This is a genomic window from Vagococcus martis, assembly GCF_002026305.1.
In the GTDB taxonomy this organism is placed as follows: domain Bacteria; phylum Bacillota; class Bacilli; order Lactobacillales; family Vagococcaceae; genus Vagococcus; species Vagococcus martis.
This window is the reverse complement of sequence record NZ_MVAB01000001.1, coordinates 2,398,602-2,425,311: the sequence shown is the minus strand read 5'-3', so window position 1 is coordinate 2,425,311 and position 26,710 is coordinate 2,398,602. Positions and strand designations below refer to the sequence as shown.

Sequence of the window (26,710 nt, the reverse complement as noted above, 5' to 3'; positions counted from 1 at the left end):
GTCATTTCCTCCTATTGTGTTCGACAGACATAATCTGTGTGTGTTTCAATGCATTCTTTTGCTTGCAATAAGTCATGGTCATTTTTAAAACTAACCTGCAGCACACCGATAATGTCTTCTCGTGTTTCTAATATTTTTAAGTTGATGATTGAGATATTGGCTTCTCCTAAAATCCCCGTTACTTCAGCAATAATCCCAGGTTTATCCGGCACGTCCACAAATAAATCGTAAAATGCCGGGATTGACCCTTTTTGGTGGATTGGAAGTTGATCACGGGTTTCTTTTGCCCGTTCAAAAAAATCATAAATGGCATCAGAGTCTTTACTTAATAACCACTGTTTCACTTGACTCATTTGCTTTTGCCAATCATCAAGCTCTTGTACAAGTGTGGTGCGATTACTCATTAAGATATCCGTCCACATTTTCGGGTCTGATGAGGCAATCCTAGTAATATCACGAAATCCTCCAGCGGCTAATTGTTTGGCTCGTGGGTGCTCTTGATTAAAGTCATCGGCTTGATTGACTAAACCTGATGCGATAATATGTGGCAAATGGGATAACATCGCTGTGATTTCATCGTGCTCATCAGATGTTAGTTCCACATATTTGGCATGAGTTCCGCTGTATAGTTGTGTTAACTCCTCCACACGGTTTATGTGTCGATCGTTCGTTATAATAAAATAAGCATTTTCAAATAAGTTCTCATCAGCGGCTGTGACACCAGACTTGTGTGAACCTGCCATTGGGTGAGCACCAATAAAGTCAAACGGCATCTCTTTGGCTTGTTGCATAATGTCTTTTTTGGTACTAGCTGTGTCACTCACTAAGAGGTTTTCTTTTAATTGAAGTGATGCTAGTTGATTTAAATAGTCAATTGAAATTGACACAGGTGTGGCTAAAATAATGACATCTGACATTTTGGCACCCTCTTCAAATGAATGAGGAATCTCGTCTACAATGCCAATTTTTTTAGCAATTAGTTTTGTGCTATCAGAATAATCCCAACCAATAACATTAGCTTCAGGATGGTCAATTTTTATACATTTAGCCAAGGAAGCACCGATTAATCCTAGACCAACAATCATGATTGTTTTCCCAGTCATACACATCCTCCTAGCAACTAAAAGTTTTTAGTGTACTCTCTGTATTCTTTTACTGATTGAACAAGTTCTTCAAATGAATCACTCTCAAATTTTTCAAGAATTTCATTTGCTACAACAGTTGCTACGACATTTTCAGCTACCACACTTGCAGCCGGAACTGCTGTACTATCAGAGCGTTCGATACTTGCTTTGTATGGCTCTTTTGTGTCGATATCAACACTTTGCAGAGGTTTGTATAAAGTCGGAATAGGTTTCATCACCCCACGGACAACAATTGGCTCACCGTTTGTCATACCGCCTTCAAAACCACCTAAATTATTGCTACGTCTTGTATAGCCATTTTTTTCATCCCAAAGAATTTCATCCATGACTTGAGAACCAGGTAATACACCAGCTTCAAAGCCTACGCCAAACTCTGCACCTTTAAACGCGTTAATACTAACGACAGCTTGTGCGATTTTGGCATCTAGTTTTCGATCCCATTGGACATAACTTCCTAATCCTGCAGGAACGCCACCAACTAATACTTCAACGACGCCACCAATTGTGTCACCTTTTTTCTTTGTTTCATCAATTAAGTCACGAATCTCTTGTTCAACCGTGGCATCTACCACACGCACATCTGATTGTTCTGAAATATCACGAATTTCTGAGACAGTTAAGCCATCAGGCACTGTTGCTTTAATCCCACCAAGCATGGTAACATGACCAGCAACGTCAATGTCTAATTCTGAAAGGATTTTTTTAGCGATTGCACCGATTGCCACTCGCATTGTTGTTTCTCGTGCCGACGAGCGTTCTAACACGTTTCTTAAATCATTGAAGTGGTATTTCATGCCACCAACTAAGTCAGCATGTCCTGGTCTAGGTCTAGCGACACGACGGATTTTCTTTTGTTTTTCAGGCACGTCTTCAATCCCCATAACTTTTGTCCAGTTCTTCCAGTCTTTGTTTTCAACGACTAGTGTAATAGGAGAACCTAATGTTTTTCCGTGACGTAAACCTGACGTGATTCTAACACGGTCTGTTTCAATAAGCATACGCCCACCACGACCGTATCCTGTTTGACGTCTAATTAATTCTTTGTTTATGTCATCTGCAGTTAAAGGTAATCCTGCAGGAAGTCCTTCAATGATTGCTGTTAGTTCAGGACCATGTGATTCACCGGCTGTAATATATCTCACTATACTTCCTCCTCAATAATGTAATCTTTCATTTGTTCAATCGGTATATCTACGATTTTGGCTTGGCCAATTTGTTTTAATAATATTATTTTTAGTGTGTTCCCACGTGCTTTTTTATCATGCGTAATCGCTTCAAAAATCGTCTCACGATTTAACGCAATACTTGTTGGTAAATTAAATTTTTTCAACATGGTAATTAATTCTTCAGTGATTCCTCTAGGTGATTGGTTAAAGGCTTCCGCACGAGTCGAAATCATGACCATACCTAAGCTAACCCCTTCACCATGACTAATCACACCATAACCAGATGTTTTTTCAATCGCATGACCAATTGTATGACCAAAGTTAAGTGTTAGCCGACTACCATGATCAAATTCATCTTCTTCAACGACACGACGTTTGACATTTAGTGACGCATGAATGACTTCTTCTGCATGATTGAGTAAATCTTCTTCATTTTTTAGTGTTCCTAAGTAATCCCAAAGCTCTTTATCTGCAATAGCAGCTGATTTGATTATTTCCGCGATACCTTCTCTGACACGTCTCATTTCCAACGTCTTTAAAACATTTGGGTCGATTAAGACACCATCAGGTTGAGCGAACGTTCCGACAAGGTTTTTCGCTTTTTTAGTATTAACAGCAGTCTTGCCACCAATACTAGAATCAACTTGAGCTAAAAGAGTGGTTGGGATTTGTAGAAAATGCAGTCCTCTCATATAAGTCGAGGCCACAAACCCTGCTAAATCTCCAATGACACCTCCACCTAAGGCAATAACTCCATCACTACGTGTAAAGCCGTTATCAGCTAGCGCATCATATAAATATGTTGCTTTTTCTAGTGATTTACTTTCTTCCCCTGGTGGGACAACAAGCATGGTAATGTCAAAGCCGTGATCAACTAAATTATCAGCCACATCATCACCATAAAGTTCTGCGACAGTTTCATCTGTGATAATCGCTACTCGTTGTGGTCGCCATATATTCGCCACCCATTGCCCACAAGACTTCAAAAGACCTCGTTGAACCTCAATTTTATAATGGTGATTTGGTAAATTTACTTCAATCATGCAAAAGACTCCTTTAGTTTATAGTGATTTAATTTCTTCCATTGCTTTAACTAACACATTTACTTCGTCCATCATTCGTAAGTAAGTTTTTTCATTTAATGATTGTTGTCCGTCTGACCAAGCGTTGGCTGGATCTGGATGAATTTCAACGATCATGCCATCAGCTCCTGCAGCGACACTAGCTCTTGCCATTGGTGTGACTAAGTCCCATACACCAGTACCATGACTAGGGTCAGCAATAATAGGGAAGTGGCTTAATTTTTTAATAAGAGGAATGGCACTTAAATCAAATGTGTTCCTTGTGGCTGTTTCGTAAGTACGAATGCCGCGTTCGATAAAGATAACATCACTTTTTCCAGAAACGGCGATGTACTCCGCAGCATTTAACCACTCATCAATCGTTCCAGCAATCCCACGTTTCAAGCCGATTGGTTTACCAGTTTGTCCCACAGCGCTAAGTAATTTATAGTTTTGCATGTTTCTAGCACCGATTTGTAAAATATCAGAGTATTCAGCGACCATATCAATATGAGCTTCATCCATCACTTCTGTAATAACTTTCATATCAAACTCATCAGCTGCTTGTCTAATGTATTTTAATCCTTCTTCTTCCAAACCTTGGAAAGCGTATGGAGAAGTACGAGGTTTGAACGCTCCACCACGTAAGACACTTGCTCCACCAGCTTTTGCCATACGAGCAGTTTCACGAATTTGGTCTAATCCTTCGATTGAACATGGACCAGCCATTGTGATGAAACTACCATCCCCAATTTTTAACCCATCAACGTCTACAACTGTGTTATCCGGATGAAATTCACGGGAACTTAGTTTATATGTGTTCGTAATACGAACAGCTTTATCTACCCCTTCATAACTATTGAACGCGATATCTTGAATATTTCGTGTATCACCTTTAATTCCTAAAACGACTTGTTCTTCACCAGTGTTTACTTGAACTTCTAAATCACTTTCTTCAATTCTTTTTACGACTTGATTAATTTGTTCACTTGTTGCACCTAATTTCATAATAACGATCATGAGATTTCCTTCTTTCTTTACGCTTTTTCTATTATGTGTTTTACTTTTTCAATAGGCATATCTTGGTTTGTCCATAGATTAAACGCCTTTGCTCCTTGATACAATAACATATCAAGCCCATTAATGATTTGACATCCTTTTTTCTCTGCTTGTTTTAAGAGTTTGGTTTTTCTTGGGTTATAAATCACGTCATAGACAACCAAGTCTTTTCGTAATAGTGACTCATCCTCAATTAAGGACTCATCATTAATCATGCCAACACTGGTTGAGTTAACGAGTAAGTGTGATTTATTAATTGCTTCTTTTAAAGCATCTGTATGATATAAATCGGTTAAAGTTATCTTACAAGAAACACTATCAGATAGTTTCTCAATCTTTTTTTTCATCTCGTCATATCGTTTACCACGACGACTGAATACATGAATGGTACTAAATCCATCAAGGGCTGCTTGTACTAAAATAGCAGTTGCAGCGCCACCTGCTCCTAGTAGAGTCATAGTTTGTCCTTTAATAGATATATGGTTAACACGTAAACTTTCGATAAAACCATATCCATCCGTATTATGCCCAATTAGTTTTCCATCTACCTGAACAATGGTATTAATAGCACCAATTAATGTTGCTGATTCTGACAAATCATCCATAAACGGGAGAGCATTAACCTTATGTGGCATGGATAAGTTAACTCCCATCATATTAAACGTTCGAATAGATATGATAGCGTCTTTTAACTTATCCGGTGCAATATCAAATGCTAGATAAACGGCATTAATACCTGCTGCTTGGAAAGAAGCCGTATGTAATGTGGGAGATAAGCTATGTTTAGCCGGGCTAGCAAAAAATCCTGCTAGCTGTGTATAACCATTTATTTCCATTTGTTCATATTCCTCCTAACTAAATAAAAAAGATGTTCACGTAGACTTAAAAATCTCTACAGTGAACATCCTTATACTTAATATACAGTATATGTAAAACACCACTATAGATTTTTTAAGATCTATGTGGGTTTTGAAATCAATCTAAATTTCCTTAGCCATCATAGATACAAACTTGGGTTGTTTGTATCCATACATTGATGAACACAAACCTATCTAAAATAGCTAAAGTAGTAATTATTCAGTTGTGGGTTTTTAATAATATGTTTTATGTTCATAAGATTTCCGCTCCAAACTGATGTAAGATTGAATTAAGTATAGTCGCTAAATGAGAATATGTCAATAAAATAATTAAAATATCGTGGGATTATTTTTTTAGGGTCAGCTCTTGTTTAATATATGGTTTACATAACATTATTACTGTAATCTATATTGATTTGATAATGCCACACATTATACTGGTTTACTCTAATTTGCCTAATCTTTATTCCATTATTCTTTTCGATAATTTTTTGAGAAGCCTCATTTGTTTCTTTGACTGTTAGATGAATGGTGTTTAGTCCAATCTTTTGAGCTTCTTTTAGCGTTTCTTTTAAAAGAACTGTGCCAAATCCCTGTCCCTGGAAATTCGGTAAAATGGTATAGCTTATATGTCCTCCCTCTTTTTGAAGGTAAGGCGTTAAATGATGCTTAACATCAGATATGCCAATCATTACATTATCATCTGTCATTAAGGCAAAGTGACTAGTTTGAACTGCTTGCTGATAATCTTTTTCTTTTAATCGTTTGATTTCCTTCATCCATTTATGCAAATTATTCGCCCGTTGAAGTTGATGCGATCCATGAATGGTTTCTTTTTCGTATTTAAAAGCATCTTTAAATGATTTGATCGTTTCGATACTAACATCCTCTAAATTGATTAATCTCATAGTTGTATCCCCTATTTTTCTTTAAAGTGATTTAAAGGCGTTTAATGGATAATTACCTTCTTAAATAATTTTAAAGTGCTTAAAATCGTCCTAAGAAAAATTATCTTTTTCTTTTCACCAATATTGAGTTCACTATATTATGTAAAATCATGAACTTAAAAGTTGATTTATCAAGGGTTTAAAATTCTATATTATTAAGTTCATTATTATGTTATTATATAATAAAAATAGTGAACTGTAAAATTTACGGAAAAGAGGGATAATATGTCGTACAATGTTCAACCGTTACGCAGTCAAACAGAGATAGATGATTTTTTATTCTGGTTAAGAAGAACAAACTATCCAGAACGCGATACCTTTTTATTTATTTTTGGAATTAACAATGGGCTGAGGATGTCAGATATTGTAAAATTAAAAGTTCGAGATATAAAATATGAGAAACGACCGATTATCATTGAGCGGAAAACTGGCAAACGAAAAGTATTGTATTTAGATAATTTGCAAGATGTTATTGCCGAATACATCGAGGGAAAAGAGGATGATGAGTGGTTATTCCCTAGTCGTCAGCAAGATGGCCATATAAAAGTGAATACCGTTTATAAGCAATACCAAAAAATCGCCGATAATCTTGGGCGAAAAGATATTGGGACTCACTCACTCAGAAAAACATTTGGCTATCATTATTATCGTAAAACACGAGACATCGCCACACTAATGGAGATTTTTAATCATAGTTCAGAAAAAGTAACGAAACGATATATCGGGATCACCACAGATGAGATTGGGAACACGTTGGCTGATTTCAGATTAGGAATATAAAAAAGCCAACGTTATATGGTTGGCTTTTAACATGTAATTTCAATTTGATTATTTTCTGGATCTAAAATGACACTTTCGTAATAACCATCCCCTGTTGTTCGCGGCCCGCTTAACACAGCAAAGCCATCTTGTTTTAATTGAGATGTTAACATATCGACTTTCTCATTGGAATTTGTTTTAAAAGCTAAATGAGTGAAACCAGTCTGATATAACGGTTTGTCTTCATCGACTATTTCTGGTCTAGTCATCAGCTCAAGTCTGGCTCCTGTTTCAAAGGTTAAAAAGTATGTTTCTAATCCTGTTTTAGGGTTAACGTATTTATCGTTTGCTGTACAATCAAAATATGTTTCGTAAAAAACTCTCATTCCTTCTAAATCGTTTACATAAATTGCCGCGTGTTCTAATTGCATCCTATCGCCTCCTGATTCTTTGCTTATATCATAACACAAAAAGAGCGTTATTTTTAACAACGCTCTTTGGTTTTTAATTTAATTTGTTGATTTCAAAGGTATGTGGTACGTCAAAAACTGTCACATCATCTTTTGAACATAACTCTTCTGTTAATTTTACTGAGTACACTTCTTGTGTGTAGTAAGGATTAAAATAGTAAGTTAAGTCGGTTAAATTAAATACGGCACGATATTGTGTATAATCATTGTGCCCATCGTCTTTAACATTTACACCCTTAGGAATGGTGACAGTATTTAAAATGTGATAAATACTATTCACTGCTTCTAGTTCTGTTTGGCCTTTTTCAGTATATGCCTTCATATAAGTCGCACGAACAAAACGCTCAGGAGAGGTTAAACCACCTGGTAAACCATAAGTTCCAGAACCTTGTCCAAATGGCTTTAATGTATATCCATCAAGCTCTTTTGACGCAAAGTTTGTTGGTTGAATAGACAAATAGTTATTCAAGTTTGTTAAGTGCCATTCAAGATTTGGGCTGTTTGTCATGACACCAACTGGGTTATCTTTTACTGTAAGTGTGGCATCATTTGTTTCAACGACCACACACCGCCCTGTTTTATCAGACACGATGAAATGAAGTGGTGTTACTGCTGACACCAAGTCATTTTTCACACCGACTAATTCGATATTTTTACTTAGTTCTTTCAACTCATCAATACTGGCCACATGACCTAATACCCATGTTAGAAACTCATCTTGTGTTAAATTGATTTTCCCATCAACTGGTTCACTTTTATAGCTTGCTTCATTGAGATAATATAATTCTGCAATTGATAGACCTTTTTCGTTAACTCCATCAGCAAACATATACTCTCCCATTTTTTGTCCTGTTCCTACAAATGCATAAGTTGTTTTTAATGTTCCTTCAAAATGAAAGGTTGATTCATAGTTTCTTGGTATTGCAATGGGCATTCCATTGAGCTCAAAACCAAAGTCCATAGTGCGAGCAAAGAAATTTAATTTATTTTCTGATTGAAATGTGATACTTGTACACATGCATATCCCTCCTAGTAATGTTAACTCCTAAATCATATCAAAATATTCTATGAAACCATGTTAATTGTGTGATATTTTTATTTCACAAACGTCATTTTTCTGTGAGAATGCTTCTTTTTTATTAATACGGCGTTTATTTAAACGTAATAGTACTATCCTAGTATGTTTTGTGATTAAAGTCAAAAACAAACCCTCCAAAGTTAATGGAGAGTTTGTTTCAGTGGATTATGCTGCTTTTTTCGTTTTCTTGATATAAACAATAGTTGAAACACCCATTATCAGAGTCAAACCAACCAAATGATATGTTTGTTTCTTCTCACCTGTTTTTGGTAAGTTTTTCGTTGAGGTTTGTTTTGACTGACTACCAATGTATGGTGTGTTACCTTTACTTGATGCACCATTTGATTCTTCAGTAGATTCAGTTGTTGGCTCATCTTTAACCAAATGTTTTTCAAGTGCAGCCAGTTGGTCTGTCACTCGTTTTGTCATTTCATCAATTTGTTTTTGCGTAATGTTACTTGATGCTTGCCCTTTTTTCACTTGTTCTAACAGGTCATTTGCTTCTTTCACTAGTTTAGCAAACTGATCCCATGCTTGTTTGTCATAGCGAGCTGGGTCTTTTTTACTTGCAGTGTTCAGAATCGTTTCTAATTTGTTTATTTCCAGTTTAATAACTGGTTTTTCTGGCTTACTCTCTTCTGGTTGAGTCCCATTATCAGCTTTTTTGATCGCGTCTTCTAACTCTTTGTTGTATTGATCAATAATAGCCTGAGCTTGGCCATTATCATCTCTTGCACTACCTAGTTGTGAGTTCAAAGAAGTTGCTTCAGCTAAGACTTTTTTCGCTTTTTTAGTCATCTCTTTTAAGTTTTTGTCAGTTGATTTTTCAGCAGTTTGAATGGTTTTTTCAAGAGTTGAAACAGATACTCTACCGACTAAATCTTTTTCAATTAAATCACTAATCGTAATCGTATTGATGTTTGGCGTACGATTATTCGGCGTGCTTTCAATGGCTAATGTACCATTTTTCACTGCGTCAATCATCACCGGACGTAAGAAGTGAGTTAAGCCGTCTGCTCCGACAATCTTCCAATTTGTTACTAATTCATCTTTAGGTGTGATCACTTTCATTTCTTTAATGTAGCTTGCAATTAATCCTCGCAATGTATCTGGGTCTGTATCAACGTATGGTTCTTTTGTTACCCAACCATTTTTTTGTAGATTGCCATAGCGATAGTTATTTACTGCTAATTTGTATTCTTTATTATCATCAATAGGTTTACCATTGATTGTTGGGTTGATGATACGTTTTCCAACAGGTTTTGACACATCAATTTGATAGTCAACACCAGCGAACATGTCATAATTATACACACGGATTTTACTATCTAAATCACCACTACCACCAAAGCTAACAGTTAAGTCTCCGTCTTTGTATTGGTTATAATATTTGGCACTGTCTTCCATGTATTCTTTTAAGTTCTTACCAGTGATGTTGACACCAACTAATGTATTAGCGTATTTGTAAATATCAAAAATATTAGAATACGTAATTGGCCCTTTATTTAACTGGCTATCTGCTTTAAATAATGATGCTGCTGCAACATCTGCTTTGGTTGCTTTTAATTGCACATGATTAATCAGTGAAATCAAAGCAGTTGGTCCCATTTGTGCTTCAGGAATGCCAGGTACTTGTTGCTCTGGTAAGAAATTATCAGATGCTTTTCCGATTTCTTCTTGAATGTATTTTGCGGTTGCCTCATGTGCTTCTTTCGTTGCTTCTTTTACCGCGTTGTCAGCTTCAACTTTTGTTAAATTAACATCAGCGACAGTTGACGTTTTTACTTCCCATTTTTTTGTTTTATCATTATAAGCCATGTCTAACTCAATACGGCTCATCTCTGACCCAGTATCTTTTGATCCAGCAACAGGTTTTTCTACACCGTTAACGTCTTTAATTTTGGTTGCGATTGTTTTATGGTCATGACCTACGATAAACGCGTCAATCTCCGTCACATGTTTCACCACATTAATTGCGGCACTTTCGGCACGTGAATTATCTAATCCTGCATGAATTGACGCAATAATCACGTCTGGTTTTTCTTTTTCTTCAATGAGTTTCACTTGTTTCTTCGCTTCTTCTTCTAAGCCTTTAAACTCTAGATTTTCAACTCTTGGGCCATCCCATAATGGAATATCCGGAATAGTCATTCCTAAAATAGCCACTTTCAAGCCATTTTTTTCTACCACTGTGTATGGCTCAACTAAATGTTTGCCATCTTTTTTAATATAAGTATTAGCTGAAAGGATTGGGAATGTCGCTTCTTTGACTAGTTTTTTAATCACGTCTTGTCCAAAATTGAATTCGTGATTACCTAAAGTCATGGAATCATAGCCAATCACATTCATTGCTTTAATGATTGGGTGCTCTAATTTAAGTAAGTCAGGGTTCACATTATATAAGTCGTCAGTTAAAATCGTTCCTTGAATAATGTCACCGTTATCAACCAAAACAACGTTGTCTTTTCCTTTTTCTTCTCTAACTGTATTAGCGTAAGTTGATACTTTTGCTAAACCATTACCTGCTTCTTTGTTATCTTCATAAGAGTAGTTCCAAATGTTTCCGTGCACATCTGTTGTCCCTAGAATAGTTAGATTTTTTTCTTTTTCATTTGATGCGGCTGCTTGTTTTTTGCGTCCTTCTACTTTGGCTGACACAGTTTTTTGTGATTTGATGTAATTGACAAAAATGTTTGTATCAGGGTCAAGTGCACCAATCAGTGTCCCTTTTGTAAAGGCTGAAAACCCATCTCCACCACCAAATAAGAAATCATTGATAACAACGTTATATGTTTTATCTGCTTTAAGAGGTGTTTTATCCCCTTTTTCAGAAATAACTGTCACGTCTTTTATTTTTCTCGTGTCGTGATTCGTTCCATCAGCATTTTTTGATACCTCACCTGTAAAGGTATAAGCCATCCCAGCTACTTGTAAGAAATAATGTTGAATGAATTGTTGATTTAGCGCTTCAATCAAGTCAGCGCCTTTAATTGACACCACTTGCATGACATTACCAAATGGTTGAACTGCTTGAGCTGCTCCCCAAGTTATATCGCCATTATCCGTTACTTGTAAGTCTGCTCGAATACCACCATTATTTGTGATGGCAAAATCTATTGGGATATTGTCATCTTTAAAGGTTTCTCTAGCAATTTGTAACTGACCATCAGTAATCAAGTTACCTAAAGCTGATTCTTGTTCGTTGGCATTGTTAACATCACGTGAAATTAGTTTTCCATCACTTGTTTTTCCAATCACTTCATTAACTAACGTTGAAATGCGTTTATCAGCGTCTGCAACGATTGCTTGAACCTCAGCGTTTGGTGTCAGTGTTGACGTAGGAGTAGACTTATCTGTTAAGACTGGTAAAACTTCTCCTTTTGGTGTGTCAACAAAGTCTTGTGTTTCAACATCAATGTCTCCCAAAACATTGGAAAAAGCTTTACCTTGTGATGTTCCTTGAATCACACGCACATTTTTGTACACACCATTCGCATACGTATGGCTGTGTCCTGCAAAAAAAGCATCGACACTGTTTTCAGGATCCAACTGATTCATTTTAGTAATGATTTCGGTAGTCTCCCCGCCAAGTGAGCTATCCACGCCAGACGCCCCAGTATGGCCAATGACAACAATTGCATTAACACCTTGATTTCTCAACTCTTTAGCGTTGTCTACAATAGCTTGTGCTGGGTCAATGAATGAATAATCTTTGACGTGCTGTGCTAAAACTAGGTTTGGAATTTCATCTGTCACGACCCCAATAAACCCAACTTTTACATCACCAAATGTTTCGATTGCATATGGTGCATAACCAAACGGACTTTTTTGTGTTTTTTTATCAATCACATTTGCCGATAAAATTTGCATGTTTGATTTTTCGCGAGCGTAGTTATTGATGATTTCAGTGTCTTGGACACTTCCTTTAATTGGTGCTTGTCCTTCAATGATACGATTAAACTCTGGTAACCCTTCATCAAATTCATGGTTTCCTAAAATACCAAGTTTGATATTAAGTCGGTTCATAATCTTTATCGTCGGCTCATCTTGTAGAAGTGCAGAGTTAGACGGACTAGCACCAACTAAATCTCCAGCTTGTACACGAATAGACTGCCCATTTTTATTCGTTTGTTTAAATTGTTGTTCTGCTTGATCTAATTCAGCTGATAGGAAAGCAGCTTTCCCAACGTTTGAAATTTTAGAATCAAGATAGGCTGAACCTGTTGTATTAATGGCTCCATGAAAATCATTAAATCCTAAAATTTGGACAGGAACAGTTTTTTTAGTCTCCGGTGTTTCTTTTGTTTCTTTGTTGACAGAACGCTCACTTGATCCTTGCGTTTGTTTAAGAGTCTGACTGTCTGTTGGTGCCTTTTCCCCTTCAGTTGTTTTTTGACTGTCTATTGTACTCTCTTGTGAACTAGTTGTTGTCTCGGTTTTTTCAACCACCTCACTAGTATTTGAGTTGACTGTCGATTCTTGTGCTGTGGCAACAGTTGCCACTCCCCCAATTAGATAACTACTCACTAATGTCAGTGTTACTAATTTATTTACCAACGTTTGAACCTTTTTCAAACTAGACTCCTCCTTTTAACATAAATATTATGCATTATAACAATATCACGTAAGCGTTTTCTTTTCAATTTGTTTTGTCAAAAAAACTAAAAAAACTTTTTTGTATAATATTATGTTTTTTTAGCACATGAGTCTAAAAAGGCAGCCAATTTGAAAAGTTAGATCATTAGAATCTTCGGTGGAAACAATTAATAATGGAACATTCTAAAAAATTTATTTTTTAGAAGATAAATCGTTTATGTCATTCCATCATAAAAAGTCGAAAACAATCACTTGTCTTCGACTTTTGATAAAAGGTTATTTCCTATTTGACTAAATAAGACTCTCTCCATTATTTTTAATTAATTTAACTTTTTGTCTAGCGTTTTGCAAATGATGAAATGAACTGAATAACTAATCGACAGCCAGATATCAGAAAAACAAAAAATCCAAATTCAAATAATATAAAATATGGTTCAATTAAAAAGTTTAACCGTTCCACATGGATCATACCATTAAACGTTAAGCCCATCATAATAACACCTAGAAGAAAAAAACATAGAGTAGAGGAGTATGATGATTTATTTTTTTTAATAATAACATTAGCTAGTTGTTTAGTAATGAGGAGTAAACTAATTAAAATTAGAAACATACCAGCTAGATACAATATTAATTGATAGTTAAATTTATCAGGATGGACATTTAGTGATTGTTTAAAGAAAGTTAGAGCTAGGGTACCACCGACAATTAACTGTAAAATAAAATAGACACTCTTTTTCATGATACTTCTCCTTCTTTCACAAACATTTTTATGTGTAGCTAAGTAAGCCCAAATTTTTTGAAATTGTTAAATAATTGTTCCTCATATTCTTTGACTAGGGCACTATCATTTTTTCCGTTAAATACTTCCCAATTACCTATCAACTCTATAGTATGCAACTCAATACTACCAGGTATTAAAAAAGATTTTTCAAGTCGTGATTGCAATGCCTTCACAGTAGTTATCATTAAATCTAATGAATCATCATTCTCTATAGTATCAGGATAATTATAGACTTTCCCATATTCCTTACAAAATAGAGCTTTAACTTCATTGAATTTTCTACGATACTTTCGAATGAATTGTAAGTCACCATCGACAGTTTCAGCAACATAGGTATCTTTTACATAAAATTTTAGTTGAAATTTTGGTGAGTTATGATTTACTTTTGAATCTAGCATAAGTTCGAAATTATCAAAATCAGGATTATTAAAAATATTAAATTGTTCAACAATAATCTTTACACTGATTTATTGATAACCTCCTTTTTTTATATAGTATCATAAAAAAATAAAATACTATAGTTTATTTTATTTAAGCTAATAGGAATTAAACTAGCTAAAATGAATCAAAACATTTTTTAGCAAAATAAACCTGAACGTAGTCATAACAAAAACTGCCACTTTTTTATTCAACGAACCCTTTATAAGGTTGCTTACCCAAATAAATAAAATAACACTAATTTACTTTCATGATATAATGAAGTTCTAAGACGAGTTATTGGGGGATTATATGAGAGACAAACGAGATATTATAATTGTTATTTTAATTGTGGTAATTTTTGCAGGTGGTGGTTACTTTTTAGGAACACAAAATAAAGCAAAAAACGCCTCACCACACGTTAGTTCAACTACTTCTAGTATGAAAACGAGTGTATCTTCTACAACGAAACAACTAGAAAGCTCAACTCAAACAAGTATCAAGGAATCAACGAAAGAATCACAAAGGACTGAACCATCATTAAGTCAGGAAGAAATCGCATTTAATAAAATGGTTTCTTTGCAAGGTAAATGGGGAGTGCCACAATCAGGTAGTATGTTCACTATACATGAGGATGGCACTTGGTCCACGTTACCAGTTGGACCTGGGGATGTCAGGGTTATGGATGTTAAAGTTGATTCATACAATGCGATGACCGATACACTTTACGTTTCAATTGATGGTGAAGCAGCACAAATACATATCATCACGAAGGAACATATTATCATTGATTACAATGATGGGACACCACCAACTGATTATATATATGTGAGTTAAAATAAAGCATCTCTTTCATAATAATTACGAAAGAGATGCTTTTTTAATTTATAAATCAAATACAAATAATTCCTCTATCGGGACGTCTAATACTCTGGAAATTTTAACAGCCAGTTCAAGAGATGGATTGTACTTTGCTTTCTCTAGCCTACCAATTGTTTCTCGGCGTATACCTACAGCCGTTGCTAACTCATCTTGTGTCATGTCTTTTAATAAGCGGTATTTTTTCACATGTGACTTAAAAGATGCCATCATTAGTCCTCCTTATCATACTTATAAGTGAGATAAGCCCAGCTATTTAGACCAATAGCAACGGTTAATGAAAAGATTCCAAGAGTCCATCTATATAGAATTTCGTATTCAGTAAATAAAAAACTAATCGCTAAATTCGAAATTAATCCAAAGATTAAAGCTATTTTTAGAGCAATCACTGCTGCTTTGTTTTTATTCTCAATCAGTCTTTCATCATAAATTGTCCCTAATTTGTATAGCCAAATATATTGAAACCCTGCAAAAAATGAAAAGAACAGTAAAAAATTTGGTTCTCCCTTAACCCCTAATACACCTATACAGCCTAAAAAACCAATTAACCAACTTTTATTTGTTAGTTCTTTCTTCATTTCTTTCTCCTCCTAATGTGATATATTTATCTCTTAATGATACAAATATATCACTATAGAGATATTTTATCAATGGAAAAGAGTTTATATATAAAAAAAACCAAAAAGAATTTATATCTTTCTGGTTTTTTTAAGTTTACTATTTCTTCTTCGGCTCATCATCGTCCATTTTAAGAACGGCCATGAAGGCTTCTTGTGGTACTTCGACTGATCCGATTTGTTTCATACGTTTCTTACCTTCTTTTTGTTTTTCCAGTAATTTACGTTTACGAGAGACGTCCCCACCGTAACATTTTGCCAATACGTTTTTACGTAAAGCTTTAATATCGGTACGAGAAACAATCTTCGCACCAATTGCAGCTTGGATAGGCACCTCAAATTGTTGTCTTGGAATTAATTTACGTAGTTTTTCAACGATGGCTTTCCCACGTTCGTACGCAAAGTCTTTATGCACGATAAAGCTCAATGCATCGACTTTTTCAGCATTAAGTAAGATATCCATTTTAACTAGGTTACTTGTGCGGTAGCCAATTAACTCGTAATCAAGTGACGCATAGCCTTTTGTCCCTGATTTTAATTTATCAAAGAAGTCAAAAACAATCTCAGATAGTGGGATATTATAAACAATGTTCACACGATAATCATCCAAGTAATCCATCGTCACAAATTCACCACGTTTACGTTGAGAAATATCCATTACCGCTCCAACGTAATCATTTGGTACCATGATTTGTGCTTTAACATAAGGCTCTTCCACGCTATCAATCACGCCTGGCTCTGGGAATTCTGCCGGGTTGTCGACGATAATTTGTGAGCCATCTGTCATATTCACATGATAAATAACTGACGGTGCCGTTGTAATCAAGTCTAAATTAAATTCACGTTCTAAACGCTCTTGGATAACGTCCATATGTAGTAGTCCTAAGAACCCACAACGGAAACCAAATCCTAATGCTTGAGACGTTTCTGGCTCAAAATCAAGAGCAGAGTCATTTAATTGCAGACGTTCAAGTGCTTCACGTAAGTCATTATATTTTGATGTATCAATTGGATACAACCCACAATAAACCATTGGATTCATTTTACGGTAACCATCTAATGGCTCGCTCGCTGGATTATCCGCTAACGTAATCGTATCCCCAACTTGTGTGTCTTGGATATTTTTGATACTTGCCGTTAAGTAACCAACGTCCCCTACCATCAAGAAATCTCTTGGAACAGCTTTTGGAGAGAAAATTCCCACTTCACTTACTTCGTATTGTACGCCGTTATTCATTAATTGAATCGTATCTCCAGGTTTTACGACCCCATCAAAGACACGAATATTTAATACAACCCCACGATATGAATCATAAACGGAGTCAAAAATCAGTGCTTTTAGTGGTGCATTCAAATCACCATCTGGCGCTGGAACATATTCAACGATTTGTTCTAGAATATCTTCAATCCCAATTCCAGCTTTTGCACTTGCTAAAACGGCTTCACTTGCGTCAATCCCAATCACGTCTTCGATTTCGTTTCTCACACGTTCTGGATCGGCTGCTGGTAAATCTATTTTATTAATAACTGGTAAAATTTCTAAATCATTATCAACCGCTAAATACACGTTTGCTAACGTTTGAGCTTCGATACCTTGCGCAGCATCCACCACAAGTACAGCCCCCTCACAAGCGGCTAAACTACGTGACACCTCATAAGTAAAATCGACGTGTCCTGGTGTATCAATTAGGTGAAAAATATATTCTTTTCCATCTTTCGCATTATAAGTTAACTCAACGGCATTTAGTTTAATGGTAATACCGCGTTCTCTTTCTAAGTCCATTGAATCAAGTAACTGCTCTTGCATCTCACGATCAGAAACGGTTTCTGTTTGTTGTAAAATTCGGTCAGCCAGTGTTGATTTTCCATGGTCAATATGTGCTATGATGGAGAAATTTCGAATGGATTCTTGTCTCTTTTTCATTTCATCAAAATTCATCGTTATCTCCTACTTTCTATTAATCAGCATTTTCAATTATACCAATCTTTTGAGTGTTTTTAAAGTATTTTCAAAATATGTTTGATATAATAAAAATTATTAAACATTAGGAGAAAGATATATGGAATCAAAAGATGCACATAAGAATTTAACATTAAAGAAAGTGGAACTAAAATACCTGAAACAATTTAATGAACTTCTTCGCTATGTGTTTCAAGTCACTGACTCGGATATTGAGGAAAGTGGTTACGAAGACGAGTCAGAAATTATCCGTGCGAAACGTCCTGTTTTAAGGGAAGCTGACGTTTATGGGTGGTTTACGGATGATGACGAACTGATCAGCCAACTTGCCATCTATCCCTGTGAAGTTAACATCCATGATACAGTGTATGATATGGCTGGATTGACGGGTGTTGGGACGTATCCAGAATACACTAATATGGGATTGATGAGTGACTTAATCAAACTAGGTTTAAACAAAATGCGTGAGAACAAGCAATGGATTTCTTACCTTTATCCCTATAATATTCCCTACTATCGTCGCAAGGGTTGGGAGATTATGTCTGATAAAATTTCGTTTCAAATCAAAGATACACAATTACCAAAACCTGCTGATGTACCAGGCTATGTCGAACGTGAAGACATCGATCATGAAGATGTGTTTAAAGTTTATGAAGCCTTTGCCGCGCAAAATCATGGGGCAATGATTCGCTCAGACTTAAACTGGGAAGAATATTGGCGTTGGGAAAATGAAGAAGAACGAACAGCAGCAATCTATTACAGTGCAGATGGTGAGCCTTGCGGGGTGTGTTTTTACTGGATAGCTGAAGAAGTGTTTCATATCAAAGAGATGTTCTATTTAAACCAAGAAGCTAGAAAAGGTCTTTGGAATTTTGTGTCGGCCCATTTTTCGATGATTGATTATGTCGATGGTACGACCTACAAAAACGAACCTATCGCTTTTTTATTTGAAGATAGTGAAATCAAAGAATCGATTGAGCCTTATTTTATGGCACGAATTGTCGATGTGGCACAATTTATCAAGCAGTATCCGTTTATCACAACTGGTAAACCTTTCCATTTTGTTGTCACAGATCCTATTGCTGAATGGAATAATAATACCTTTAGTTTAATGTGGGATGAGGACAATGAGTTGACGGTAACCAATGAAGCCATTGGCAATCCAGTGTTTATTGATATCCAAACACTGACAGCATTACTTATGAGCTACAAACGGCCATCTTACCTTTACCGTATTGAGCGATTAAAAACGGATAAAGAAACACTTAGAACGTTAGAGAGAATTATTCCTGATCAAGAAGCATACTTTAGTGATTATTTTTGATAATGATATAACCCCACCAAAACTGATAAGTTGATGGGGTCTTTTATCGCTATTTGAATATATTTTTGATTTTTGAAAACATGGATTCTGGCAGAATATCAATGCCGACAGTCAAGTTACTATCTAAAATCTCTTTGTTTGTTTTGGCATATTCTTCTAAGTCTTCACCAGAAATTGGCAAGTTTCGATACGTTTCGTGATTAATGAATATTGACGCGCCATTTGGTTCGATTTTCTTTTTAATCGAATGGTTTAAGTACTTAGATGTCAGTTCGGCTTCTTTATTAGTGTAATACTCATTTTGATCGATTTTTTTATCGGTAAAGAGATGAACCTGCATTTTGACAGATGGACGATCAACCCATAGTGGAAAGTCTTCATGATGATAATCATCAATGTCATCATTTATAAAGTAAACTCTGTCCCAGTAAAGAAGATACTTCTTTTTTGTATTATTTTTGAGATATGGATTATCAATCGTTGTTTTAAATAAAATCGACAGTTCATTCAGATTTTTATCGTCTTTTTGAATATCAATGGTTGCATCTGAAAAATAATCATGAATATCATTGGCATCAAAATTATTAAATAACTTCATATTGTAGTGAACAGAATCCATAAATCGTTGAATAATATCACGTTTGGTTTGATTTTTAAATGAGCTACGTAACGTATTGGCACTATTTTTTCGTAATTTACTTTCCATAGATAACGTTGCTTTATCATCTAACACATCAATATGAATCACTTCTTCAATATCTGGCAAATCATTGATAAATGGGTCTTGAATTTGCAATGTGGTGTTTGGTTTGATTTCTAAATAATAAATAAAGCTGTCTTTTTGTCGTCTGCCTAAATAACCATAATCTTCGTTCAATGTAGCATCTACAAAATAAACTGTATCATTGTAATAAATCTTCAAAATCGCATGATTAAATATTAATGGAGAAGGTGTGTACACTGGTAAAAAGATATCGGCTCTGTAATTTACTAACACCACATTTGATTCAACCCCAAGATAATCTAAAATGACTTTTAATAGCACAGTTTTTGCCTTACAATCACCTTGTCTACGACTGAACGTTTTATCAGGAAGCTGTGGAATATGGCCATCCATCTCCACTTCATTATATAAATAATAAACTTCTTTTTGCACAAAATCGATGGCCAGTTTAATTTTGTCATCCATCGTTGGTTGGGAATCTAATTCCTTAATCAGCTCTTCGCCAAACGTTTCAAATTTGTGCTGATAAATACCATCATATATTTTAGCAACTTCTGTTGTAATAACTTCATAACTCATTTTCGTAGAGAAATCTATGAATGGTGTGATTTGATTGTTTTTAATCGGCTCGCCAATGTAATTTGTCTTATCAATAACAAACGAATCCTCGTTTTCAATAAACACACTATCTTTTTCTAATATTCTATCCTCTTCATCTCTAAAATAATGATAGTTTGCCTCAATCGTTCTACCTGTTTGATTAAGCAATCTAAACCTATATTTACCATAAGCCCAGTAATCAGTTGGGTAGGTATAAGAATCACGAAAGAATATATTTTTCAAACTATCGTGCTTATATTCTTTAACTCGCGTTGTTTCCATTATATAAACATCGTTTAATCGCAAATTCGGGATTAAAATGGTGACTTGTTTGTCGTTATTGAAAACACCCGGAGAGGATGAATCGCCAATATAATCCATTACTTTAATGTCACAATCTGCTAGTTTATCTATGACCTGACCATTTCTAATCACCTTCACAGTATGGATATGTAAAGTATCCTCTTCGTTTAAAATAAATGATTGCGTTGCAGCTGAACCGAGTGTATCCGCATTTGTCAGCGTGTGAGCCATTGTCATATAGTGTTCAAGAGAATGTGGCTTAGCTGTTTGTTTATATTCTAACCAAAAACAATAATCACGCTCTAGTGATAATTGTTGCTTATAAAAATCCGTTTCTTGTTCCTTTAAAACTTCCCCAACATAGTCTTGCGTCGCTTTATCAGATTGTAATTCTGGTTTCAACACATAATAGTCTTTTTCCAATGTATAAACTCCTTATAGTAATTTATTTTATAAATACAACTATTTATGAACAAATAGAATAAATAAACATTTTTTACTTAATTGAATTTTATCAAATAAGTATTTTAAAGGCAAACTAGCTATAAGGGCACAATAGGACTTTTTTTCAGGACTTGCTACTGTTGTTGCTTTTAGTTCCCCCTTTGAGGTCATTGCGTATACTATGATATCTCCAGAATCTGTTAGCATTTCCATTAAAATAACTAGTTTACATTTATCCATTTTCATCAATCCGCTTCATAAAAATAGTTTAATTAAATAACAGTAAATATCCACCCGTGAAAACGGGTGGCTTTTTAATAGCCCTAGAAGGGCTCATTACCTACATACTCTCTAAAGAGAGCCTTTTAAAAGACCGCCAACCGCAATTCGAGAAACTTTCTATTTTTTAAATGGATCCATGTATTCACGTTTACTTATACTATCTCTTACTCTATCATCAGACTCTTGTTCTCGAATATATTTTTGGATTGTCTTCTGATTCAATCCCACAGTACTCACATAATATCCTTTAGACCAAAAACTTTTATTTCCATATTTATATTTCAAATTTCCGTGTTGCTCATGAATTAAGACAGCACTTCTTCCTTTAAGAAATCCCATAAAACCTGACACCGATTGTTTTGGAGGTATTTTTACTAGCATATGAATATGATCTGGCATTGCGTGTGCCTCTATTATTTCTACATCTTTCATCTCGCATAACTTTCTCAATATTTTTCCTATATCTTTCCTTAACTCCCCATAAATTACTTTCCTTCTATATTTTGGGGTAAATTCTAAATGATACTTACAATTCCACCTTGTGTGTGCTAAACTTTTATCGTCATTAGACATAAAGAAACTCCTTTCGATACTCTTATTGCGGTTGGTAGCCACTTTTTAGTATATCGAAAGGAGTTTCTTAACGCTAAAGCTATTTCTTCCACGCGCAATACGCGTGGTTTTTCTGTTTCGCACGATTTCGTGCTCAACTGACTAAAGTCATTAATAAAAAGAGACTACATCAGATAACATGTAGTCTCTCATATCTATTTCGTTTGTAACGACTCTCCATTTGTTTCGATTACTTTTTTATACCAATCAAAGCTTTTCTTTTTGTATCTCGTCATTGTTCCGCTTCCATCATCGTTTCGATCGACGTAGATAAAGCCATAACGTTTACGAATTTCAGCAGTTGTAAAACTGACTAAATCTATACACCCCCAAGAAGTATATCCCATAACTTCAACACCATCTTCTATCGCTTCACTTACTTCAACAAGATGATCATTCATGTAATTAATTCTATAATTATCAATAACTGTTTTTGTTCCATCATCTAAAGTGACTAATTCATCAATAGCACCTAAACCATTTTCAACAATAAAGACAGGTTTTTGATATCTATCATATAATTGATTTAAATAGATTCTTAAGCCAAGTGGATCAATTTGCCAACCCCATTCACTAGCATCTAAATATGGATTTGGAACCCCGCCAATAATATTTCCTTTACCAGGTTTTTTTGTAGGGTCTGCTGAAGCACAGGCACTCATATAATAACTAAATGAAATAAAATCTACTGTATTTTTTAAATCTTCTTTGTCTTGTTCAGTGATAGTTAAATTAATATTGTTTTCTTTAAAGAATCGTTTCGTATAACTTGGGTAATACCCTCTCACTTGAATATCTGAGAAATAATAGTTTTCTCTTTCTGATTCAACAGATTTCCAAACATCAGCTGGATTAGGTGTTAATGGGTAAATAGGGACACCTAAAATCATACAACCAATTTGAGCATCTGGTATAATCTCATGACATTTTTTGACAGCACGAGAGCTAGCAACTAATTCATGATGAATCGCTTGATAGATATCTTCTTTTGTTAATTCTTCTTTAGGTGTATTGATTCCTCCGCTCAAAAAAGGCACATGAGTGATAGAATTAATTTCATTAAATGTTAGCCAATATTTCACTTTATTTTTATAACGTTTAAAAACGACTTCTACATATTTTTCAAAAAAATCAATTACTTTTCGATTTTTCCATCCATTGTACTCTCGAGTTAAATGAAGTGGTGTTTCGTAATGAGACAAGGTGACAAGAGGCTCAATACCATATTTTAAACATTCATCAAATACATCGTCATAAAACTTTAATCCTTCTTCATTCGGGGTACTTTCATCGCCATTTGGAAAAATTCTAGGCCAAGAAATTGAGAGTCTAAAAACTTTAAACCCCATCTCAGCAAATAGCTTAATATCTTCTTTATATCTATGATAAAAATCTATCCCTTTTAACTTTAAGTTATCTTCAGTTGGAAATTCTTGTGGTGGCTCTTGCCAACCTTTTCGTGTAACATCTTGAACAGATAAACCCTTTCCTCCCTCATTATAAGCTCCTTCTGCTTGATTGGCAGCTATTGCACCGCCCCATAAAAAATCTTTTGGAAAATTCATTTCAACTATTCCTCCTTATATTGTATATAAAATAGCATCATTATTAGATACTTCGCCCGAATCTTTTGGTACGACAACGTCTATATAGTTAGACGTGTTTGTTACGATAATTGGCGTAACAATGTCATAACCGGCTTCCTTCACTTTTTCTATGTCTACGTCAATCAAATTTTGTCCTCGTTCAACTTTATCACCTGACTTAACAAATGCTTCAAAATGTTGGCCATTTAATTCAACAGTATCAATACCTATATGAATCAACAACTCAATACCTGAATCGCTTGTTAAACCTATAGCATGTTTGGTTGGAAAAACAGCTGTTACCGTTCCGTTAAAAGGGGATACGATTGTGTTACTTTCTGGTATTACTGCTACTCCATCTCCCATGATTTTTTCTGAGAATGTTGGGTCATTTACTTTTTCTAATGAAGTTAGTTGACCAACCACTGGTGAGTATACTTTTTTTGGATCACTACTAACAGGAATATCTTGTTTACTACTAGTTTCATTAGTTTCTTTTTTAGTTTGTACAGTATTATCCTCATTAAACCCATAAATCCATGTAAATACAAATGACAGAATAAACGAACCAATAGCCACAATCAAAGCATTAATAATATTTGAATTTCCATTTTCACCAATAAATTGAGGAATGGACACAAAAGATGGAACGGCAAAGGCATATGATTCCAGATTGACAAAACCAGCAAATACACCCATTATTCCTGAAGCAAGCATTGAAGCATATAATGGTTTCTTAAATTTCAATGCAATGCCATATAAACCAGGTTCTGTTACCCCAGCTATTAATGCAGATAAACTTGCAGCTAAAGCCGTTTGTTTAGTCGTTTTGTTTTTTGATTTAAATGAAACAGCAAGAGCAGACGCTCCTTGCGCAATATTTGAAGCTAACATCGCTGGCAATATAAGCATGTCTGGATTTTGAAATGATGCAATTAAAAATATTGGTGCAAATGCCCAATGCATACCTGTCATGACAATCAGAGGCATAAAGGCTGCCATCAATCCTAATGCTAACCATCCAGCTTTATCTTGAAGCCAAATCATAATAGTAGATAATCCCTCACCCACAAATGTTCCCAATGGACCAATGACAACTAAAGCTAATACTCCTGAAACAATAATGACTAATAAAGGTTTAGCAAAACTTTGAATAACTGTTGGAATAATCTTATCAAAAAATCTTTCAATATAGCTCATGAGCCATACTACAATCAAAATTGGAATAACGGATGAACCATATGATGCTAAAGTAATAGGTAAACCAAAAATACTTAGGGGATCACCCTCAGCAACCATCGCAACAAAATTAGGATGCAGCATAATACCTGCTACAGTGACAGCCAGCATAGGTTGAACTTTAAATTTTTGTGCTGCAGTGTAGGCTAACATTATGGGAATAAAATAAAATGGGGCATCCCCGAAGAAAGTCAAGACATTAAAAGTCTGAGAGTCTTTACTTAAAAGATTAATCATTGGTAAAACAATTAATAAAACTTTAATCATACCACCACCAATTAATGCTGGAATAAGTGGCGACATACAACTTGTGATAACATCGACGATACTATTTAAAACTGAAGTTTTTTCTTTAGGCTCGTTGTCAGATTCACCAGTTTCGAAATGACCTAGTTTGATAAATTCTTTATAGTATTTATTCACATCATTCCCTAAAACAATTTGATATTGTCCCCCTTTTTTCATCACTCCCATAACACCAGGAATATTTTTAACGTCATCATCATTTACTAAAGTAGAGTCTTTTAACTTTACTCTCAGACGTGTCATACAGTGAGTTACCGAAGTAATATTTTTATCTTCCCCTAAAGCTTCATATATATCTTGAGATGTTTTCTTGTAATCCATTGATTTTTCCCTCCATAAAATATTAAAAGCATGGCCCATAACTAGTATCCTAGTAATAGGTCATGCTCTGTTAAGATAACAATCCTATTTTTTAACTTAAATTTTTGGTTATTCTTCTAATATGCGCCGTTAGATAAACTAACTCTGTTGCACTTAACTCATATTTATAATCTTGCAAAATATACTCTTTTATTTTTATCGAGCAAGTATACTCATTTTCATACTTCATTCTTAATGTTTCAAGCAACTCATCATCTTCATCATCATAATGCTCTTTTGCTAATAATCTTTGTGCGAAGAACTTGACGTGCGTTATAAATCTGTAATAGTCAAGAGATGATTCATCAAATTCAGTATTGTAATGCTCTTTTACGATTTCATCTATTTTCTTTGTAATACTCGTAATTTCGTACGCATACTCATTACTTTTACTATCAGAAGCATTAATAAAATGTAAAGCAATAAATGCAGCTTCATCTATTTCTAATTCGACGTTTAAATCTGATTTAATAATAGCGAGTGCTTTCTCTCCTACTGTATACTCATCTGGATAAAATCTGGCTATATCCCAAACTAATGGGTTTTTTAAAATAATGCCATCTTTGTATCTTTCAATAGTTGAGTGTATATGATCCGTCAAATTAATATAAATTATTTCATTTAGAGCCTTACCAAGTTTTATTTTTCCAAAATTAATAATTTTTTCAGAAACTAAAACATACTCCATCGGCACATTTATCAACAATTCTGTAAATTTGTTTTGATTATTTTTATCCTGCAAAATGAATGTCTTTTCCACTTGGTCCATCTCGACCTCGGAACCTTTCTTTTTGCCAAAAGCGATACCTTTACCCATTAACAATATATCTAATCCCTTACCATTAGATGAGATAACGGTATTATTATTTAATACTCTTTCTATGATCATAGTCAATCTCCTATTTTAAACAAAAAAATCCCATTTAATCATTCAAAAAATGATGTAAATAGGTCTTAGCTCACTCTCGTGATAACTTCCAAATTATTATAAGAAAAAACATTTAAGCATCCACCAATGCTTACCCGAAGTAATAACATAATGAACTCATTTAAATGTTATCACGATATTAAAGCGTTGTCAATCATTAAAAAGCATACCTAATATGAACTAAATCTACAGACAATCTACAGATTGGAC

23 protein-coding genes are annotated in these 26,710 nt (G+C 34.7%); 3 read left to right on the top strand and 20 right to left on the bottom strand.

The features are described from left to right. Positions 1-11 precede the first annotated feature (11 nt). The 6 genes from BW731_RS11785 to BW731_RS11760 form a co-directional block, all read right to left on the bottom strand. Entirely contained in the window at positions 12-1,103 is a 1,092-nt protein-coding gene (locus tag BW731_RS11785) for a prephenate dehydrogenase (RefSeq protein ID WP_079348431.1), read from the bottom strand. A 17-nt stretch (positions 1,104-1,120) separates the two neighbouring features. Beyond that, positions 1,121-2,287, bottom strand: coding sequence for a chorismate synthase (aroC, locus tag BW731_RS11780; RefSeq protein ID WP_079348429.1), 1,167 nt, complete (start codon positions 2,285-2,287; stop codon positions 1,121-1,123). Continuing rightward, the gene (gene aroB / locus BW731_RS11775) at positions 2,287-3,354 is read right to left on the bottom strand and encodes a 3-dehydroquinate synthase (RefSeq protein ID WP_079348427.1); all 1,068 of its coding nucleotides are present in this window, start codon (positions 3,352-3,354) and stop codon (positions 2,287-2,289) included. The genes aroC and aroB overlap by 1 nt, the downstream gene beginning before the upstream one ends. 18 nt (positions 3,355-3,372) lie before the next feature. Beyond that, a complete protein-coding gene (gene aroF, locus BW731_RS11770; RefSeq protein ID WP_079348425.1) occupies positions 3,373-4,392 on the bottom strand; it encodes a 3-deoxy-7-phosphoheptulonate synthase in 1,020 nt (339 codons plus the stop codon). A gap of 17 nt (positions 4,393-4,409) precedes the next feature. Next, on the bottom strand, positions 4,410-5,267 hold the full coding sequence (locus BW731_RS11765) for a shikimate dehydrogenase (RefSeq protein WP_079348423.1): 858 nt from the start codon (positions 5,265-5,267) through the stop codon (positions 4,410-4,412). A 404-nt stretch (positions 5,268-5,671) separates the two neighbouring features. Beyond that, positions 5,672-6,196, bottom strand: a complete 525-nt coding sequence (locus BW731_RS11760; RefSeq protein ID WP_079348421.1) for a GNAT family N-acetyltransferase — start codon at positions 6,194-6,196, stop codon at positions 5,672-5,674. A 264-nt stretch (positions 6,197-6,460) separates the two neighbouring features. Between BW731_RS11760 and BW731_RS11755 the strand changes: the two genes are divergently transcribed. Beyond that, on the top strand, positions 6,461-7,015 hold the full coding sequence (locus BW731_RS11755) for a tyrosine-type recombinase/integrase (RefSeq protein WP_079348419.1): 555 nt from the start codon (positions 6,461-6,463) through the stop codon (positions 7,013-7,015). A 26-nt stretch (positions 7,016-7,041) separates the two neighbouring features. On the opposite strand, the gene BW731_RS11750 is transcribed toward BW731_RS11755, so the two are convergent. The 5 genes from BW731_RS11750 to BW731_RS11730 form a co-directional block, all read right to left on the bottom strand. After that, positions 7,042-7,425 carry a VOC family protein gene (locus tag BW731_RS11750; RefSeq protein WP_079348417.1) on the bottom strand — a complete coding sequence of 128 codons (384 nt, stop codon included), beginning with the start codon at positions 7,423-7,425 and terminating at the stop codon, positions 7,042-7,044. 73 nt (positions 7,426-7,498) lie between these two features. Beyond that, positions 7,499-8,482 (bottom strand): choloylglycine hydrolase family protein, encoded by a 984-nt coding sequence (locus tag BW731_RS11745; RefSeq protein ID WP_079348415.1) that lies wholly within the window; start codon positions 8,480-8,482, stop codon positions 7,499-7,501. 225 nt (positions 8,483-8,707) lie between these two features. Further along, positions 8,708-13,117 carry a bifunctional metallophosphatase/5'-nucleotidase gene (locus BW731_RS11740; protein WP_079348404.1) on the bottom strand — a complete coding sequence of 1,470 codons (4,410 nt, stop codon included), beginning with the start codon at positions 13,115-13,117 and terminating at the stop codon, positions 8,708-8,710. 358 nt (positions 13,118-13,475) lie between these two features. Then, positions 13,476-13,877, bottom strand: a complete 402-nt coding sequence (locus BW731_RS11735) for a hypothetical protein (RefSeq protein ID WP_079348402.1) — start codon at positions 13,875-13,877, stop codon at positions 13,476-13,478. A gap of 38 nt (positions 13,878-13,915) precedes the next feature. Next, positions 13,916-14,317, bottom strand: a complete 402-nt coding sequence (locus BW731_RS11730) for a hypothetical protein (protein ID WP_079348401.1) — start codon at positions 14,315-14,317, stop codon at positions 13,916-13,918. A gap of 331 nt (positions 14,318-14,648) precedes the next feature. Here BW731_RS11730 and BW731_RS11725 point away from each other — a divergent pair, with 331 nt between their 5' ends. Further along, positions 14,649-15,173, top strand: a complete 525-nt coding sequence (locus tag BW731_RS11725) for a DUF4950 domain-containing protein (RefSeq protein ID WP_079348399.1) — start codon at positions 14,649-14,651, stop codon at positions 15,171-15,173. Positions 15,174-15,221: 48 nt separating this feature from the next. On the opposite strand, the gene BW731_RS11720 is transcribed toward BW731_RS11725, so the two are convergent. From BW731_RS11720 to lepA, 3 genes are all read right to left on the bottom strand, one after another. Then, positions 15,222-15,425, bottom strand: coding sequence for a helix-turn-helix transcriptional regulator (locus BW731_RS11720; RefSeq protein WP_079348397.1), 204 nt, complete (start codon positions 15,423-15,425; stop codon positions 15,222-15,224). Between the two features lie 2 nt (positions 15,426-15,427). After that, complete coding sequence (locus BW731_RS11715; protein WP_079348395.1) at positions 15,428-15,793, bottom strand: DUF3796 domain-containing protein; 366 nt, start codon at positions 15,791-15,793, stop codon at positions 15,428-15,430. Positions 15,794-15,932: 139 nt separating this feature from the next. After that, positions 15,933-17,771, bottom strand: a complete 1,839-nt coding sequence (lepA, locus tag BW731_RS11710; RefSeq protein WP_079348393.1) for a translation elongation factor 4 — start codon at positions 17,769-17,771, stop codon at positions 15,933-15,935. Positions 17,772-17,892: 121 nt separating this feature from the next. Here lepA and BW731_RS11705 point away from each other — a divergent pair, with 121 nt between their 5' ends. Continuing rightward, positions 17,893-19,116, top strand: coding sequence for a GNAT family N-acetyltransferase (locus BW731_RS11705; RefSeq protein WP_079348391.1), 1,224 nt, complete (start codon positions 17,893-17,895; stop codon positions 19,114-19,116). Between the two features lie 49 nt (positions 19,117-19,165). Here BW731_RS11705 and BW731_RS11700 read toward each other — a convergent pair whose 3' ends face one another. The 6 genes from BW731_RS11700 to licT form a co-directional block, all read right to left on the bottom strand. Then, on the bottom strand, positions 19,166-21,166 hold the full coding sequence (locus BW731_RS11700) for a hypothetical protein (protein WP_079348389.1): 2,001 nt from the start codon (positions 21,164-21,166) through the stop codon (positions 19,166-19,168). Positions 21,167-21,205: 39 nt separating this feature from the next. Then, positions 21,206-21,433 carry a hypothetical protein gene (locus BW731_RS11695; RefSeq protein WP_079348387.1) on the bottom strand — a complete coding sequence of 76 codons (228 nt, stop codon included), beginning with the start codon at positions 21,431-21,433 and terminating at the stop codon, positions 21,206-21,208. A 153-nt stretch (positions 21,434-21,586) separates the two neighbouring features. After that, positions 21,587-22,042: an IS200/IS605 family transposase gene (gene tnpA, locus BW731_RS11690; protein WP_079348385.1), complete on the bottom strand. Its 456-nt coding sequence runs from the start codon at positions 22,040-22,042 to the stop codon at positions 21,587-21,589. 194 nt (positions 22,043-22,236) lie between these two features. After that, entirely contained in the window at positions 22,237-23,646 is a 1,410-nt protein-coding gene (locus BW731_RS11685; protein WP_079348384.1) for a glycoside hydrolase family 1 protein, read from the bottom strand. Between the two features lie 15 nt (positions 23,647-23,661). Continuing rightward, complete coding sequence (locus BW731_RS11680) at positions 23,662-25,533, bottom strand: beta-glucoside-specific PTS transporter subunit IIABC (RefSeq protein WP_079348382.1); 1,872 nt, start codon at positions 25,531-25,533, stop codon at positions 23,662-23,664. A 91-nt stretch (positions 25,534-25,624) separates the two neighbouring features. Then, positions 25,625-26,461, bottom strand: coding sequence for a BglG family transcription antiterminator LicT (gene licT / locus BW731_RS11675; RefSeq protein WP_079348380.1), 837 nt, complete (start codon positions 26,459-26,461; stop codon positions 25,625-25,627). Positions 26,462-26,710 lie beyond the last annotated feature (249 nt).